The organism is Halalkalibacter okhensis, assembly GCF_000787375.1.
Taxonomy (GTDB): Bacteria; Bacillota; Bacilli; order Bacillales; family Bacillaceae_D; genus Halalkalibacter; species Halalkalibacter okhensis.
Map to the genome: position 1 here is coordinate 1 of NZ_JRJU01000038.1, position 17498 is coordinate 17498.

13 protein-coding genes, 1 pseudogene and 2 riboswitches are annotated in these 17498 nt (G+C 39.9%); of the genes and pseudogenes, 3 read left to right on the forward strand and 11 right to left on the reverse strand.

Annotated elements, in window-relative coordinates; all coding sequences use genetic code 11:
* Positions 1-343 precede the first annotated feature (343 nt).
* The 5 genes from LQ50_RS19615 to LQ50_RS19635 all read right to left on the reverse strand — a co-directional run bounded on the left by LQ50_RS19615 (position 344) and on the right by LQ50_RS19635 (position 8061).
* Positions 344-1645 (reverse strand): NCS2 family permease, encoded by a 1302-nt coding sequence (locus LQ50_RS19615; RefSeq protein WP_034632573.1) that lies wholly within the window; start codon positions 1643-1645, stop codon positions 344-346.
* Positions 1646-1757: 112 nt separating this feature from the next.
* Positions 1758-1859, reverse strand: a riboswitch (purine riboswitch).
* A gap of 100 nt (positions 1860-1959) precedes the next feature.
* Positions 1960-3501: a glutamine-hydrolyzing GMP synthase gene (gene guaA / locus LQ50_RS19620; protein WP_034632575.1), complete on the reverse strand. Its 1542-nt coding sequence runs from the start codon at positions 3499-3501 to the stop codon at positions 1960-1962.
* A 107-nt stretch (positions 3502-3608) separates the two neighbouring features.
* Positions 3609-3710, reverse strand: a riboswitch (purine riboswitch).
* A 41-nt stretch (positions 3711-3751) separates the two neighbouring features.
* Complete coding sequence (locus LQ50_RS19625; protein ID WP_034632578.1) at positions 3752-5932, reverse strand: transglutaminase TgpA family protein; 2181 nt, start codon at positions 5930-5932, stop codon at positions 3752-3754.
* A 21-nt stretch (positions 5933-5953) separates the two neighbouring features.
* On the reverse strand, positions 5954-7105 hold the full coding sequence (locus tag LQ50_RS19630; RefSeq protein WP_052144879.1) for a DUF58 domain-containing protein: 1152 nt from the start codon (positions 7103-7105) through the stop codon (positions 5954-5956).
* Positions 7102-8061, reverse strand: a complete 960-nt coding sequence (locus LQ50_RS19635) for an AAA family ATPase (protein WP_034632580.1) — start codon at positions 8059-8061, stop codon at positions 7102-7104. The genes LQ50_RS19630 and LQ50_RS19635 overlap by 4 nt, the downstream gene beginning before the upstream one ends.
* A gap of 207 nt (positions 8062-8268) precedes the next feature.
* On the opposite strand from LQ50_RS19635, the gene LQ50_RS25550 reads away from it, so the two are divergent.
* On the forward strand, positions 8269-8439 hold the full coding sequence (locus LQ50_RS25550; protein ID WP_161784704.1) for a hypothetical protein: 171 nt from the start codon (positions 8269-8271) through the stop codon (positions 8437-8439).
* 113 nt (positions 8440-8552) lie between these two features.
* The gene (locus LQ50_RS19640; protein WP_034632583.1) at positions 8553-9737 is read left to right on the forward strand and encodes a DHH family phosphoesterase; all 1185 of its coding nucleotides are present in this window, start codon (positions 8553-8555) and stop codon (positions 9735-9737) included.
* Between the two features lie 59 nt (positions 9738-9796).
* On the opposite strand, the gene LQ50_RS19645 is transcribed toward LQ50_RS19640, so the two are convergent.
* Positions 9797-10627, reverse strand: a complete 831-nt coding sequence (locus LQ50_RS19645) for a 1,4-dihydroxy-6-naphtoate synthase (protein WP_034632585.1) — start codon at positions 10625-10627, stop codon at positions 9797-9799.
* Positions 10624-11292 (reverse strand): futalosine hydrolase, encoded by a 669-nt coding sequence (locus LQ50_RS19650; RefSeq protein WP_034632588.1) that lies wholly within the window; start codon positions 11290-11292, stop codon positions 10624-10626. Before LQ50_RS19650 ends, LQ50_RS19645 begins: the two co-directional genes overlap by 4 nt.
* A gap of 173 nt (positions 11293-11465) precedes the next feature.
* Here LQ50_RS19650 and LQ50_RS19655 point away from each other — a divergent pair, with 173 nt between their 5' ends.
* Entirely contained in the window at positions 11466-12344 is an 879-nt protein-coding gene (locus LQ50_RS19655) for an SMP-30/gluconolactonase/LRE family protein (RefSeq protein WP_034632591.1), read from the forward strand.
* Positions 12345-12394: 50 nt separating this feature from the next.
* Here the strand turns inward: LQ50_RS19655 and LQ50_RS19660 are convergent, their stop codons facing one another.
* The 4 genes and pseudogenes from LQ50_RS19660 to LQ50_RS19675 form a co-directional block, all read right to left on the reverse strand.
* Positions 12395-13717: a CitMHS family transporter gene (locus LQ50_RS19660; RefSeq protein ID WP_034632594.1), complete on the reverse strand. Its 1323-nt coding sequence runs from the start codon at positions 13715-13717 to the stop codon at positions 12395-12397.
* A gap of 199 nt (positions 13718-13916) precedes the next feature.
* The gene (locus LQ50_RS19665) at positions 13917-14624 is read right to left on the reverse strand and encodes a response regulator (RefSeq protein ID WP_034632597.1); all 708 of its coding nucleotides are present in this window, start codon (positions 14622-14624) and stop codon (positions 13917-13919) included.
* Complete coding sequence (locus LQ50_RS19670) at positions 14624-16288, reverse strand: ATP-binding protein (RefSeq protein WP_034632599.1); 1665 nt, start codon at positions 16286-16288, stop codon at positions 14624-14626. The genes LQ50_RS19665 and LQ50_RS19670 overlap by 1 nt, the downstream gene beginning before the upstream one ends.
* A gap of 216 nt (positions 16289-16504) precedes the next feature.
* Positions 16505-17467: pseudogene (locus LQ50_RS19675) on the reverse strand (DctP family TRAP transporter solute-binding subunit); the annotation flags it as partial.
* Positions 17468-17498 lie beyond the last annotated feature (31 nt).

Sequence of the window (17498 nt, forward strand, 5' to 3'; positions counted from 1 at the left end):
CTCATGTGTCGTTGTTAGCGACTTTAATATCATAACAATTCTTCTCAATGAAGTCAACAACTTTTTTCTTCTTTATTTCAACAAAAGAAAATCCGTTTCGACAACGAGATTAAATTTATCACTTCCCAACTAGATAGTCAATAGTTTTTTCGGAAGTTCTTCCTCAGAAAGATAAAAGATCGATTACGAGAGCCCCCTTTACCATCCACAAAGAAACTCAATTTCCATTGAAACAGATACATTATTGTTCAAGTGCCATGCAGATCAAACTCGATGGATATCTACCTATCCACAAAGAGAAGCAGCACCCCACTAAGGAGTGCTGCTTCTCTTATTGCTATATTTATTCTGACAAGAAAATAAAGTAACCAAGGAATACAAAGAAGAGAACATACATAATAGGATGAACCTCTTTCGCTTTTCCTTTAGCAACCATTGTAATTGGATATAAAATGAAGCCCATCGCAATACCTGTTGCAATACTGTAGGTTAACGGCATAGCAATTACAGTCACAAATGCAGGGACAGCAATTTCGAATTTCTTCCAATCAATTAACCCCAATGAAGAAGCCATTAAAATACCAACAATAATTAACGCAGCTGCGGTTACTTGTTCTGTGACAACCGCAAGTAACGGCGAGAAAAACAACGCTACAAGGAACAACCCTGCTGTCACTACAGATGTAAAGCCCGTACGTCCTCCGGCCGCTACACCTGAAGCAGACTCAATGTATGCCGTTGTTGTAGACGTTCCTAGAATTGCCCCAATCGAAGTTGCACTTGAATCAGCAAGTAATGCCTTCCCGGCACGAGGCAACTTATTGTCTTTTACAAATCCTGCCTGGTTGGCAACTGCATAAAGGGTGCCTGCCGTATCGAAAAAATCAACAAATAAGAATGTCAAAATAACAACAAGCAACTGCCAAGTAAACACAGTAGACCAATCAAGAGCAAATGCCTGACCAAATGTCGGTGCTAAACTCGGAACCGATCCAACAATCGCCTCAGGGGGAGCAATTACACCCGTAATTACACCGGCCAAAGACGTCAGGACCATACCATAGAAGATCCCACCTTTAATTCCTCTTACCATAAAAATAACTGTGATCACAACACCAAAAATAGCTAACAAGGTTGGCGGAGCAAGCAAGTTACCAAGCGTTACCGCTGTCGCTTCATAAGGAACAACAATCCCTGCACCTTTCAAACCAATAAACGCAATGAACAAACCTATACCAGCCGCAGCAGCATACTTTAATTCAGCAGGTATGGCATTAATGATAACTTCACGAATTTTGAATACTGTAATTAAGATAAAAATAATACCGGAAATAAATACACCAAACAAAGCAACTTGCCATTCAATTCCTAACCCAAGAACAACCGAATAAGCAAAAAATGCATTCAGCCCCATTCCAGGAGCAAGGGCAATCGGATATTTAGCAACAACACCCATAATCAATGTCCCAAGCGCCGCTGCCAGTGCAGTAGCCGTGAACACAGCACCTATATCCATCCCCGCATCAGCTAGAATACTAGGGTTAACAAACAAAATATATGCCATTGATAAGAACGTTGTTAATCCAGCGACCGACTCTTTTCTATACGATGTCCCATGTTCTTTAAAACCAAAATAACGATCCATTTGTGTTCCTCCATTTTTTCGACTTACTCGTAATATAAACAGAAAAAAGCTTCCAATACATCACGCTTGGAAGCTTAACTGACAAAAAATCGTTCAAATCCTTATAAAAACAAGGGGTAGATTGATTTTTCGTAGTCAAGCTCTTTACGGAAGCTTGGTAGAGACTAGCAGGCCATATCCCTGCAATTATACGAAAAGAATAACCATATACAATTCTTCTTCACCTAAAGAATTGTACCAATCACCCTATGCTTTGTCAACAAAAATACGAACGTTTCTTGTTTTTTATATAAAATCATTCGTCTTTAACCCAATTATTCCCACTCAATTGTCGCCGGCGGCTTAGAAGTCACATCATAAACAACCCGATTTACATGTTTCACTTCGTTTACGATTCTTGTCGAGATGATTTCAAGAACATCCCATGGGATACGCGCCCAATCAGATGTCATCCCATCAATAGACGTAACTGCACGAATACCAACAGTATAGTCATACGTACGAGCATCTCCCATAACACCTACACTACGCATGTTCGGTAGCGCCGTAAAATACTGCCAAATCTCACGATCGAGACCCGCTTTTTTAATTTCCTCACGTAAAATTGCATCAGATTCCCGAACGATCTCTAATTTCTCTTCTGTGATCTCTCCAAGTACACGAATTCCTAGACCAGGTCCTGGGAACGGTTGACGCCATACAATCTCATCAGGGATACCAAGCTCTGTTCCAAGCTTACGAACTTCATCCTTGAATAGCGTATTAAGCGGCTCAATTAATTCAAAACGCATATCTTCAGGAAGCCCACCTACATTATGATGAGACTTAATCGTTTGCGCAGTATCTGTACCACTTTCAATAATATCAGTATAAAGGGTACCTTGAGCTAGAAAATCCATATCCTTTAGCTTCGCTGCTTCTTCATCAAACACGTAAATAAATTCGTTTCCAATGATCTTACGTTTTTGCTCAGGGTCAGATACCCCTTCTAACTTCCCTAAGAAACGCTCTTGTGCGTCAATTTTTATAACTTTCATATTGAAGCCTTCACTGAATGTTTCCATCACACTTTCTGCTTCGTCCTTACGAAGAAGTCCATGATCAATAAACATACACGTTAATTGATCACCAATCGCTTTATGAATTAATACAGCAACTACAGAAGAGTCAACACCACCACTTAAGGCACAAAGAACTTGCTTATCTCCTACTTGCTCACGGATTTTCTCCATTTCTACTTCAACGAAGTTTTCCATCGACCAGTCGCCTGTACATCCACACACTTCAAAAGCAAAGTTTTTCAGCATATCATTTCCGAATTCAGAATGACGAACTTCTGGGTGGAACTGAACGCCATACAGGTTTTGCTCCTCGTTACTCATTGCCGCTACTGGAGTAGAAGGATTAAACGCATCAACAACGAAACCTTCTGGCGGGGCAGTAATTAAATCACCATGACTCATCCAAGTCGATTGCTCTATCGGTAACCCTTTGAAGATTTTGGATTGGTTTTCAACTTTAATCGTTGCTTTGCCGTATTCACGGTGATCCGCTGCATCAACCTTCCCACCGAAATGTTGAGTCATGAGTTGCATTCCGTAACAAATCCCTAAGATTGGAATTCCAAGATCATAAATAGCCGGATCACACTTAGGAGCTCCCTCTACATAAGCACTATTAGGACCTCCTGAGAAAATAATTCCTTTAGGGTTCATGTTTTTAATTTCTTCTGCTGTTAATTTGTTAGAGTGCAATTCACTGTACACTCCTAGATCACGAATACGTCTTGCGATTAATTGGTTATATTGTCCGCCAAAGTCTAGTACAACAATCATTTCTTGGTTTAATTCAGTCATGCTTTCCCACCCTTTTTATGATTTCATTCGTATACCCCGATACAAAAAAAGAACTAGAATCCGCCCTACTTGTCCAAATGAACATAAACAAGGAAGGCAGAAATTCTAGTTCGTCTTTCTGCCTTCATAGTCAGATTTTTTACGGTAATCCGGTAGAGACTCTTAGGCCATATTCCTAAGGATATACGAAGGTTGATTCTTTATACACTTTTTAAACCCTGATTCATTTTATCAGTGAGCTTCAAACCGGTCAAGAATCGATTTTCCGAACAAAGGAAAGCCAATTCGGCTTTTGCTTTGACCAACTACCCTCCATCGATTGACCTCCATACATAATCCGTTCGTATTCAATCGTCAAACTCATCATTTCCGTCGTTTGAAAAAGTTTATCCATTCGCGTTGCATATTCTCGGAGCGTTTCTCCATTCTCACGCTCCCAACCAACATACTTCAATAACCAAAGTAAGCGATCGTACGCTTGCAAGAAGGCCTCTTTATCATCTCGCCGACCAAATTTTCTTAAAGTATAATATTGGACAATCCGTTTATTTTTCACCAATACAACGAATAAAATACTAACAACAAAACCAGCTAAAATCCACGGACCTCCTGGAATCGACCAGTTTTGTGAAGCTCCTGCACTAGCAGAAGATTGCTCGTCATCCCCCTCAAGGTCAGCAAAAGCATCCTCCACTTCCGGTTCTGTTTCTTCCTCTTCATCTTCTACTCTTGAATCTTCTTCTGTTTCCTCGCTCTCCACTTCCGGCTCGTTAAACTCAAGCATATTATCAAATCCGCGCGTCGGCTCAAATGGCACCCAACCTACTTCTGGAAAGTATACCTCCACCCATGAATGGGCGTTTCCATTCGTGACCTGATATACATTCTCAAGACCATCTGTATCGACGAGTTCGCCTTGAGTAAAGCCTTTCGCCCATCTAGCCGGGATATCTATCGTTCGCAGCATGACAATCATAGCAGTAGAGAAGTTATCACAATACCCTCGCATTGTTTCAAACAAAAACTGATCAACATAGTCTTGTCCCTCGCTTGGGACCGGGACGTCCTGGGTCTCATATTGGTAATCATTTCGACCAAAGTAGGATTCAATCGCTTTGGCTCGGTCATACCGATTACTTTCCCCTTCCGTTATCTCAAGAGCCAAATCTCGTATTCGTTCCGGTAAATCTTCAGGGAGCTGCGTATAATAATGACGAATATCCTCGGGATCTTGATTATTCGTCTGGCGCAACCCTTCAACCTGATAACTAGGATACAAGTATTCATACTGATAATGTGAAAGTCTCATAGACTGGGCACCTTGATACGTTCGTGCTTTCCCTGTATACGCATCTTGAAACAATTCGAATTCTCTAATCCGATTGCTTAGCTGCAACTCCCCTGGGTAAAACAAATGATCGAATCCACTTGAGTGTTCAGTTAAGTGGATTTCAGCTTCCAACGCTTCATATTCAACTATGCCTTGCGCGCGATCACTATATAAAAATCCTTTTCTTTCTACAGGTGTGGTTGTTTCCCAACCTCTCCCTGTATAGTAATCCTTCGTTTCCCCGCGCCAATAATGTTCTCTTGAAGCAGTAGCAAAAAATACAGGGGTGTCATCATCGATGAAGCCACCACCTAACTGTTCATCATTATCACCGTACCCGATCCGCTGAACGAGTTCAGCTGAGCCATTATCCCCCATTCCAACAGCAGCTCGAACAAACGGAACGGGATCATCCCATTGTGGATCAGGTTTTGGCGATAGTAGCCCTAACAGACCTCCTACACCAATCAACATCACAAGTAACATCGCAAGTCGGACGGGCAAAAATTTAGGTGCTTTATATACCGTTTGCTGCTCAATCATTCGATACATTGTGACCAAACCTAATAAAAGAAAACCAATAATGAACGTACGGATGATGGCAAATGTAGCGTCATAAATCGTAAATGTATCAATTACAGTAACATAAACAACGGTAAAAATGAGAAAAAACAACACTCTCCTCGCGTGAACCGTCCAATAAAACAAAAGGTAACTCATAATAGCTAACAACACAAAGAATAGAAAACTCCTAAATAAATCCGTTAGTCCGTACCAGCCTCCGATTAACATCAGCTCAATATTCATGATAATGTCTGTGGCAATATACACTAACCATTCAAAGGACAGAAATGGACCATCTATGAACACTAAGTAAAGCCCATAACAGATAACCAACGACTTTAACACCATAGATACAAAGACGGGCAATTGTAAAAACGTAATAAAGAAAAACACAGCAGTAACTAACACAAAAACAAAGATATAACCAGTATCTGTAATGTGCGGGAGCGGTAAAAGCCATTCCATAAGCAACAAGAAGCTTAATCCATATAGAAGAAAATCCCTTCCTGTCTCGGTTTGCTTTTGATCTAAACGCACGACTCTCCCTCCCCTTTCAACTTATTCATTTTCAATAAAAACCGTAATACCAAGTTTCTCTAATTCAGTAATAAACAAACGATCATGAGAAGAGGCCGCAACTAAACAAACGATAAGCGCAGTTCCTTGCTCTAATAATGTTTTACAAACGTTTAATACTTGTTCATTTAATCCAACACAAACGTAGTAAACACGCATTCCCGCCCAATCTCGGTAAACTTTATGATATTGTGGTGCCCCATCTTTACTTGGGGCCACTCGCGCCAACGGTATCAAGCCTTTTGAGATTGTTGATTGAGTGACTTCAAATGACACCCAATCCGTAAACCTTACTGCAAGCTTTATTCCTGGTTGCTTTTCCGTAAAAGTGATCATTAACGAAGCAGTCAATTCAACCGAATGCTCAAAGATAGACTCATTTCGGTCGATAGCACCTGAATCAAATGCCACTACAACCCCTTCGCCCTGATAAGACTCAAACTCTTTTGTCATTAATTTTGTCAATCTAGCAGACTGTTTCCAGTCTATTGAAGTGATTCTGTCTCCCGCTACATACTGACGAACACCAGCAAGAGATCGGTCTTCCTCAAAAGAACGCTGAATCCGTCTCCCTTCTAATTGTTTTGGTCTGGCATCATCAGGAATCGATGGTAAATCGTGAAAGCGAGGATAGACAAGGACCTCCGTTTGACAAGAGACCTTCTTCTCTCTTTCAAATAAACCAAATACATCACCAAACACCAATGACAACTCATCAAATGAATACGAGCCCCTTTTTACGTCACGAATATTGTAAGAAAAAACTAGACGCTTTTGAAAAGAAAAGAAAAAAAGCGAACCAGATTCATCATAAGTTCCGAGCTTCATTGGAATAAGGTCTTGAACCCTAACATAAAAAAATGGCTGAAGGGCACGCTTGTGCAACGTGACTGTAACTGTCATAGACTCACCAGCTCGTAACACATTTTGATGAATCTCCCGTTCTACTTTCACAATTCGAAATGGATAGACCGCCACCAAAACCGTAGCAATTACAACGGTGATAACACTATAAAAAAGAAACCAACTTACAAATCCACCTTGGAACATTGCATAAGAAAAGGCCGCCGCAATAAATAGTAAAAGAAACACGTATTTCACAAATAGACGCAAGTTTACCTTCCCTTTATTCACGAGCGTGTCAACCTTCTTTGATTCACAGGGATTCGCACTTGTTCTAAAATAGAAGAGAGTACCTCTTGTTGTGATCTATTAGACATTTTGCTTTCAGCTGTCAACATCATGCGATGTCCAAGCACATACGGTGCTAAGTGCTTTACATCGTCTGGAAGAACATACTCTCTTCCTTTCATAAAGGCATATGCCTGTGATGCTTTCATTAATGCAATCGTCCCACGTGGACTCACACCTAGCTCAACCAACTGATTTTTTCGAGTTTCATGAACAAGATCAATCATGTACATCTTCACATCTTCACTCACAAGAACTTTCGTGATTTCCGATTGTATTTCTACTACTTCTGCCGTTGTCATAACCGGTTTAATGTCCTCAAGTGGATGCTTATGCTGAAGACGTTCAAGTACCTCTAGTTCTTCTAAGGCCGTAGGATATCCTAAATCAAGTTTAATCAAGAACCGATCAAGCTGCGCCTCTGGCAGCGGGAATGTACCTGCATACTCTATTGGATTTTGTGTAGCCATCACAAAGAATGGCTTTTCAAGTTGAAGAGTTTCTCCATCCACCGTTACACTACTTTCTTCTAAAGCTTCAAGCAATGCTGATTGCGTCTTAGGTGACGTACGATTGATTTCATCAGCTAGCACCACATTGGCCATAATAGGACCAGGACGAAATTCAAACTGCTGCTTATGTTGATTGTATATTGATACCCCTGTCACATCTGATGGCAGAAGATCTGGTGTGAATTGAATTCTTTTAAATTCAGCCCCAAGAGATTTAGCAATGGTTCTAACCATCATGGTCTTCCCAACTCCTGGAACGTCTTCTAGTAGAACATGCCCTCCAGCAAAGAGAGCAACAAGGCTTAACTCAATCTCTTTTCTCTTGCCAACTACGACAAGTTCGATGTTTTCTATCACTTTTTCAATTCGTTCAACCGCTGCTGTCATGCAACTGCCTCCAATCTAATAAATAACCAGTCTATTTCCATCATACCATTTCAACCTCTAAAAAACGTTACAATTGCATTACCAATACTATACATTTCCCTTTTGCATATAATAAGAGATCATCGATTTTTCTTGTAAATAATCTAACATAAAACGTATAAAACGTCTTTTATTGTGTTAGGATATGGAAACTAAAGGAGGGCTCTTATGGCAATCGGTTTATCATTTATTGCAATTGGACTTCTCATCGGCTTCATCACCTATCGTTATGTTGGTCTTTTATTAGGGTTAATTGGTGCTATTATAGTTGCGACCATTGTCAATCAACTCCTGTACAAACGCCAAATAGCTAACGATCAAGCTCAAATAACAAAATAGTTTTAACCCCAAACTAACTCCATTTTCATCCTAGCTCAAAACCTATTTTTATTTTTTTATTCAATATTCCCTCCTCACTATAAGCATACTATAAGCTAAGGAGGGAGTAATTGATGTATCGATTATATACTCACAATGACTTAGATGGTGTCGGTTGCGGCATCCTGGCACGTTTAGCATTCGGAACAGATGTAGACATCCGCTATAATTCTGTCCAAGGATTAGACTTTCAAATTGAGCGTTTTTTAGAGAAAGACAGATCAGATGACGTGTTACTCATCACAGACCTATCTGTACATAGTGAAAATGAAAAAAGACTTGATGAATTTGTTAAAAAGGGCGGCAACGTCACCTTATTGGACCACCATAAGACAGCTCTTCATTTTAATGAATATAAATGGGGTTCTGTCACAGTCGAATACGAAGATGGTCGGTTAGCTGCTGCAACCTCATTATTCTACGAATATTTAATGGAGCATGGGTGGCTTGACCGCTCTTCTTCTTTAGATGAATTTGTTGAACTAGTGAGGCTTTGGGACACTTGGGAATGGGAAAAACATGACGTACTGAAAGCAAAACGATTAAACGATCTATTTTTTATGATTTCCATTGATGAATTTGAAGAAAGAATGTTCAATCGCCTCAAAGAACCGGATATCTTCTCCTTTGATGACTTCGAAGAGAAAATCCTCGACATGGAGGAAACGAAAATTGAACGGTATATAAGGAGAAAAAGAAGAGAGCTTGTGCAAACATTTATTGGCAATTATTGCGTTGGCATTGTTCATGCTGAATCATATCATTCAGAATTAGGGAATGAATTAGGCAAGGACAGTCCGCATCTAGATTATATCGCCATTTTAAATGTAGGTAGTAAGAAAATCAGTTTTCGTACGATTCACGATCATGTTGACGTCTCAGAAATCGCTGGCCAATTTGGCGGCGGTGGCCATGCCAAAGCATCAGGGTGCTCACTCATCGAAGAAGCCTATAAACTATTCATAGCAGAGCCGTTCCCACTTGATTCTTTACGAGTAGATGCATTTAAAAATCAACATAATCTAAAAGCCAGCAAATCTGGATCCTTATATGTAGATCGTGATGAAAATCGATATTTTATTTATCCTTCAAGTGAAAAATGGATCATAGAAAAGAATCAATCAGAAGAGGCTTCTTTTTCTTCATTTGAAGAAGCTGAACGTCACATTAAACGTAATCATTCAGCATGGCTCGTACGCGATGACCTATTTGTACGATATCTATCCGATCATATCCTAAACGAAAAACGGCTGAAATGAATCGGTAAGAAGGGTGCCCTAAAAGGTTAAACACCTTCTAAGGCACCCCATAACCATCCTTATCTTAATGCACTTAAATCAAACTTCGGAACGAACCCTTCTTCAGCTGCCCTTCCGAGTAACGCTTCAATTGCGGCATACCCGTCTTCTCCTAAATCTTTTGTAAATTCATTAACATACAAGTCAATATGCGATTTTGCAACTTCAAGAGAAAGCTCTTGAGCATGCTCCATAATATATGGCTTTGACACTTCTGGATGAGCCCAAGCATATTCAACGGATGACCGAACCCACTTTGTAATGGCCTCACGATCTAATGAACGGTGGGCAATAATGGCCCCTAACGGGATCGGCAATCCCGTATCTTTCTCCCACCAATTTCCTAGATCACTCAAAAGAGTAAGATCATATTGTTGATACGTAAAACGGGCTTCGTGGATGACTAGACCCGCATCGATATCTCCCGCTTGAACCGCAGGCATAATTTCATGAAATGGCATCACAACAATTTCCCCCACTCCACCTGGAACATTTTGTGCAGCCCACAACCGGAACAATAAGTATGCCGTCGAGCGTTCACTTGGTACAGCTACCCTTTTACCTGAGATGGCTTCTGCAGTGGCTTGTGCTTCTTTCGTTAAGACAAGTGGTCCGCACCCTCTTCCAAGTGCTCCTCCGCAAGGGATTAACGCATAATCAGACAGCACCCAAGGAAGGGCAGCATAGGAAATCTTTTGAATTTCTGGACCTTTCCCTTCTGCTGCCCAGTTATTTGTCCGATCAATATCAGCATAGGTCACATCGAGCTTCGGGGCCCCTGGTATTAACCCATGGACCCACGCATGAAAAACAAATGTATCATTGGGACAAGGAGAAAATGCAATCTTCATTTGAACACCTCCGGAAATATAGAACTTGCTTTTTCTAATGTAGCAAGCGCTTCTTTTATGCGCCAAGACTCTCGATCTCGAGGTCCCACTTTATTAGAAATTGATCGAACCTCGATTACAGGGATTTGATTTTGTTTCGCTGCTTCAGCCACACCAAACCCTTCCATCCCTTCAGCTACTGCCTCTGGGAAACGCTCTAAGAGAGAATCAGCTGTCTCCTGCGTACCTGTCACAGTTGATAACGTAAGGATGGCTCCTTTATGAGCGCTTATCCCTTGTGCCATTGCCTCAGCACACATACGAGTTACGACTTCTTTTTCTACTTCTATTATTGAAGAACCTAACTTCAATTCCTCTAAACTCAAGAACCCATCATCAGATTCTGCTCCTAAATCAGCCGCTATCACCTCAGTTGAAACAGCAAGGGAACCGACCTCTGCTTTTTCTTCAAAACCACCAGCAATCCCGGCGTTAATGACATAATCATAATCCTTTTTTGCTAAAGCTGTTGCTGTTACAGCCGCAGACGCAGCTTGTCCCACTCCTGCTACGATGACATCAAACCTACTAGAATACCCCAACCCACGTACGATTGCTTCCTTCTCAGCAGAAACAGATGTGACCACTAGCACCTGCTTATTCGTTATTTTATTAACCTCACTCATTTATGTACTCTCCTTTAAAAAGCCGTAAAACTATTACATTTAGTGTATCTAATTACTTTACCCTTGACCAGTCGTAGACATCAAAAGCAACTTAAACCTCATTATTTTTTTATAAATTACAAGCCAAAAATGATATGATAGCTACAAGAAACGGTATTATAGGAGGTATGTACATGGCCTATCAAGTAGAAATCGCCTATCCTGCAGAAGCTACATTAGGAGAAGGACCTCATTGGGATGATCAAAACGAACGCTTATTATGGGTTGATATTCAAAAAAAGAAACTCCATATATTTGACCCAGAGAAAAGCGAGAATCATTCAATCGCTTTTGAGCAGTATATCGGTACTGTTGTCAGAAGCCAATCAGGTGAGCTGTTGTTAGCAATGCAAGATGGAATTTATCGTTACAACATTCAATCTAATCACTTAACCTTTTTAACCAATCCGGAAACACATCTACCAAACAATCGTTTCAATGATGGAAAGTGCGACCCTGCTGGACGGTTTTGGGCAGGTACAATGTCGCTTGATGAAAAAACAAATCAAGGTTCCTTGTATTGCTATCACCCATCTGGCCAAACGAGTAAAATGATCTCTCCTGTCACGATTTCAAATGGGTTGGCTTGGAGCCCCGATCATGCATATATGTATTTTATCGACACACCTACACGCAATATTCAAATGTTTACTTTTAACTCTGAAACTGGTGACATCTCATTCGAAAAAATTGTCGTGTGCATTCCAGAAGAAGACGGATATCCAGATGGGATGACGATCGACGAAGAAGGCATGCTCTGGGTTGCGCATTGGGGAGGCAGCAAGGTAACACGTTGGGACCCTCATACAGGCAAGCAATTAGATGAAATTAATCTTCCAGCAAAAAACGTGACATCTTGCACATTCGGTGGAAAAAACCTTGATGAATTGTATATAACTACTGCTAGAATAGGGATGGATGATTCTGAGTTTAATACATTCCCTCATTCTGGTCATTTATTTAGAGTGAAAACAAATGTCAAAGGAATTCCTGCTTACCTTTTTAAAGGTTAATACTTGTTTACAAGTGAATAGGATGACCGATGGCCATCCTATTCACTACTTTAAATAACACCTATTACCATAGCGGCTACAATCAATACAATACTAAATCCCCACACCCAGAAAAACGAGTAACGGATATGTTTTCCCATTTCAAGTCCTGCAAGTCCAAGTGCTAACCAAAGAGCGGGAGAAAATGGACTAATGAATGTCCCAATAATATTCCCAATGACCATCGCATAAGCGGCAGAAGTCGCTTCGACCCCGTAACCAGTTACAATTTGTTCTACTACTGGCAATAAAGCAAAATAGTAAGCATCTGTACTTAACACAAGTTCAAATGGGACACCGAGAAAGCCAATAACAAGATGCAAATAAGGGACAATGAATGCTGGCAAAAACAAAACAAGATCTGTCGCAAGCGATTGTAGCATTCCTGTCCCATCTAATATTCCTAAAAATGAACCAGCCGCAAGGATAATAGCAGCCATCAAAAGTGCGTTCGGAGCATGGGCTTTAATACGCTCCATTTGATCATCAACTTTAGGATAGTTCATGATTAAGGCAATACTTAAACTAATCATGAATACAAAACCTGCAGGGATAATTCCCCATACTAGCATTGTAATGACTCCTAGTGTCAGTAATAAATTCGCCCATAAAAGTTTAGGACGTGCTAGTGACTCATCTTTTTTAGATGGTGCATCATTTTCTGCCAATTCCAACGTGGCAGCCGCTTCTAAGTCGGCATTTTCTGATTTAGTAAGCTTTGAAATCTTTCGTTTCTCTCTTAACCCTAGAATGACAGCTAAACCTATTAATAAAATCATAGCAATAATTTGGACTGGAATAAGAGGTCTCCACAACTCAGTTGGATCGACTCCAATTACGGCAGCCGTTCTTCCAATTGGCCCTCCCCACGGAACCATATTAATAATACTAGCACTTAAACCAACCAATAAGAGCAACAAGTACGGACTCATTCTCAATCGTTTGTACAATGGTAGAAGCGCCGGGATCGTAATAAGAAAAGTCGAAGCTCCAGACCCGTCAAGGTGAGCAATTGCCCCAATGATAACTGTACCAACAGCAACAGCAATAACATCCCCTCTTGAAATCGCAATCATTTTATTAATAATTGGATCAAATAATCCCGCATCCTGCATAACTCCAAAAAAGAGAATAGCAAAAATAAACATAATAACGACATTAATTACTCGGTCGATCCCTTCACCAAAAAGGACGCCTATTTCAGCAAACCCAAAACCAGCCAATAACGCCCCCACAATAGGAACAAGAACAAGGCCGATAATCGGCGTAATTCGTCCACTCAATAACAAAAAGACAATAGTCAAGATTGTAGCAAGACCAATAATACTCAGCATACCAATCTCTCCTTCCAATTTAAATAAACGTTTATTTGAAAAGAGAGATATCAGTTGTAAGCGGATACATTACACCCCATAAAAATCTCTCTTTTCAAAGTTTTCTATATACATAGAAATTTAACACGCTTGAAAAGAGAGAGGAAGTTTATGAGAATAAACAAAATATTGATCATTAACCGAATTTTGTTCATATTGTTCACGTTAACAAATAACGTCGTTCCGGTCGTCCAACGTCTCCGTACTTTTGTTCTGCTTGTAATTGTTTGACTAATACCAAATATTCTAAATACCTTCTCGCTGTTGACCTGCTAGCCCCAATCTCTTTCCCGACTTGAACAGCAGTCAATCCATTTTCTCGGTTCTGTTCCATGATGCTTTTTATCTTATCAAGCGTTAGACGGTCAATTCCTTTTGGTAAATCACTAGATGCTACCATTTGCTCTAGGGATCTTCTCTGCACTGAGAACCTAGTCAGTCTGTCAATTTCCTCTTGCTCCATACTCTCCTTAGTTAATAACACACTTCTGTGCTCATAATATTGATCAAGCGTTTGTTTAAACCTTGAAAACTCTACAGGCTTTACAATATAATCAAAAATTCCACCACGTAACGTCTCTTCAATCGTTGTAACTTCTTTCGCTGCTGTCATCATAATTAGATCAATGCTAAGATAATTTTTACGAATCTCCCAAAATAAATCCAAACCATTTACATCAGGAATATATACATCTAACAAAATAAGATCTGGTAAGGCAGAACCCTTCTTTAGCCGTTCTCGTGCCTCTTCCCCTGTTTTTACAGTATCAATCACTTGAAACCCTTCCACTTTTTCCACAAACTGTTTTGTGATTTCCGCAACTCTAAAGTCGTCTTCCACAATTAACACTCCAAACACATAACGCATTAATTACTCTCCCCCCTAGACTCATCATCCTTTGGTATTGTTACAACAAAACATGCTCCTCCTAGTTCACTTTCTTCTAAGAATATATCGCCACCAATTTCTGTAAGTACCTGTTTGGTTAGAGCTAATCCTATTCCTCGATGCGAGCCTTCTTTTGTTGAAAACCCTTGTTTAAAAATCTCTAAAGCAAGATCATCGGGTACCCCTTGTCCTGCATCCTCTATTTCAAATACAACCTCGTCTCCAATATCGGTAAAGAAAAGGGTTATCTTTCTGTCTGACTCCGAAAGATTTTTTACTGCTTCAATCGCATTTTCAATTAAGTTGCCTAAAACGGTTACGAGCGCATCCCGTTTTTTATCAGACAACCGATGCGTTAACCTACTTTCTGGGTCAATCGATAAATGAACTCTTTGTTCATTTGCTTGATTTAACTTACCTAACAGAATGGCATTGACCAAAGGGTCGGGTACCTTCTCAACCAAGAACCGTATCCACTTTTGTTGAATATTGCTTTCTCTTTGAATAAACTCAACCGCTTCTTCATTCTTCTCTAATTGGATTAGGCCTAATATCGTATACATTTTATTAGAAAACTCGTGAGTTTGCGCGCGTAATGCTTCGGCATATTGTTTTACTCTCGTTAATTCTTTTGTCAACTTTTCTATTTCTGTTTTATTCCGAAATGTAGACACAGCCCCAATTAACGTTCCTTCATAATAAATAGGGACGCGATTAACTAGGACAATGTGATTTCCAAGTAACATCTCTTGGTTATATTGACTCTCACCACGTTCGAGAACTTCATGAAGCTTAGAATTCGGCAATACATCCAAGATAGGCTCACCAATCAACGGTTCGGTTTCGTTCCCACTTCTTGAAATTAACCGTTTGGCGGCTGTATTCATCATCGTAATAGTGCCATCTTTATTCACTGCTATAATTCCTTCATGAGTTGACTGTAAGATCGTTTCTTTTTGTAAAAGAAGGTGTGAAATTTCTTCAGGTTCTAAGCCAAATAACAACTTTTTAATATAATGCGCAATGAAGACCGCACCTACCATTCCTACTCCAACGATCACTAACAAGACATACCACAGTTCGTTGCTGTAATTCTTAATAATACTTTGAACATCTTCATTTAAAAAACCGACAGAAACAACTCCGATGACCTCGCCTTCCTTTGACATCACTGGGACTTTCCCACGAATCGATTGCCCTAGCGAACCGACTGCCTTTGAGACGTAAGATTCCCCATACGTCAATGCTCGCTCATTGTCTTCGCCAACCATTTTCTTTCCTATTTGATCAAAATTGGGATGAGCATAGCGAATTTCATTACGATTTCCAACAACAATAAATTGTGCGCCAGTCGCTTCTCGAATGGGTGAAACAAGAGGCTGAATCACCTCTGAAGGATTTTCTAGATCAAATGCCTCTTTTAACTCAGGTATTTGGGCCACACTTTCAGCTACACTCAACGCTCGTTCACCAAGCTGCGTTTCCAATGTATCAGAGAGAAAATATTGAAGAAACACTCCCACAATCGAGAACATTCCGATAATTAACAAAACAATCAGAAACGTCATTTTCAGTTTTAGATTTAGCTTCGCTTTTGGCTTGTGTAAGTATCTTCTGCTATCTCTATTTTGAAGTGAAATCATCGTTTTCTCTCCTTTTGCTTGACTTAATTATTTTACCATAAACGAAAAAGAAAAAAGGCCAACACTGGATTTTCCAGCAGTGACCTTCGTTACTCACTCTTCAACTTCTTCAATTTCTTTTTGAAGCATATCTAATAGCTCTTTTCCATCTTCTCCAACAACTTCATTGATGAAGTACTCACGGACTGGTAATGCTAATTGTCTAAATGCATCACGTTCAGCTTCGGATAGCTCAATAATTTCGGTTGAGTGGGTTTCATTTTCTCTAATTGATTCTAGCATTTCTCGATTTAGCTTATCTTGCAAATCATAAGCAATTGGTCTCATTTCTTCTACCGTTTCATCAATCATCTTTTTAATATCATCTGGCAAGCTATCATAAAAATTCGGGTTCACTGTAAGCATTGCTACATAGATATTATGGTTAGAAATCGTCATATAATCTTGCACCTCATTAAACGAGGCATCTTCAATAAAGAAAATTGGATTTTCTTGACCGTCAACGATGTTTCGATCAAGCGAAGTATACAATTCAGACCAGCTCATAGCTGTTGGGTCCGCACCGTAAGCTTTATAGGACTCCATAATTAATGGGGATTCTTGTGTTCTCATCTTAAAGTTTTGGAAATCTTCTGGAGACTGCAATGGTTTATTGGACGTCCATTGCATGGCACCCTCCGTAAAGTATGCCAATGGTTTAATATTATGTTCCTCATACTTTTTAGATAAATGTACATTTAATGCTTCACTCGTATTTAATATCTCTTGGTTTAAGGCCATATCATCTGTAAATAAAAATTGGAGAGCAAATAGTTGTCCTTCTGTTACCATTGTCCCCGTGAACCCAGGGGACATAATAGCAAATTCTACAATTCCATCTTGCATTTGTTCAACTTGGTCCACTTCACTTCCAAGCCCACCGAATTCATATATCTCCATATTAATCCGACCATCTGACTTTTCCGCTAAAAGATCGGCGAATTCACGAGCATATTCAAACTGAACTTGTCCTTCCATCTCTTCTGTAACAAAGTTCCAATTGTATATTTCTTCACTGTTTTCAGATTTTGAACCACCCTCATCTGTTGAACTTTCTGTCGATCCACCTCCACAAGCTGATAATACTAAACTAGCAGTGAGTATAAGTCCGGCCATTATAAACTTCTTTTTTCTAAACATCCTTACTCCTCCTTTTAGCTGACTATTCTAT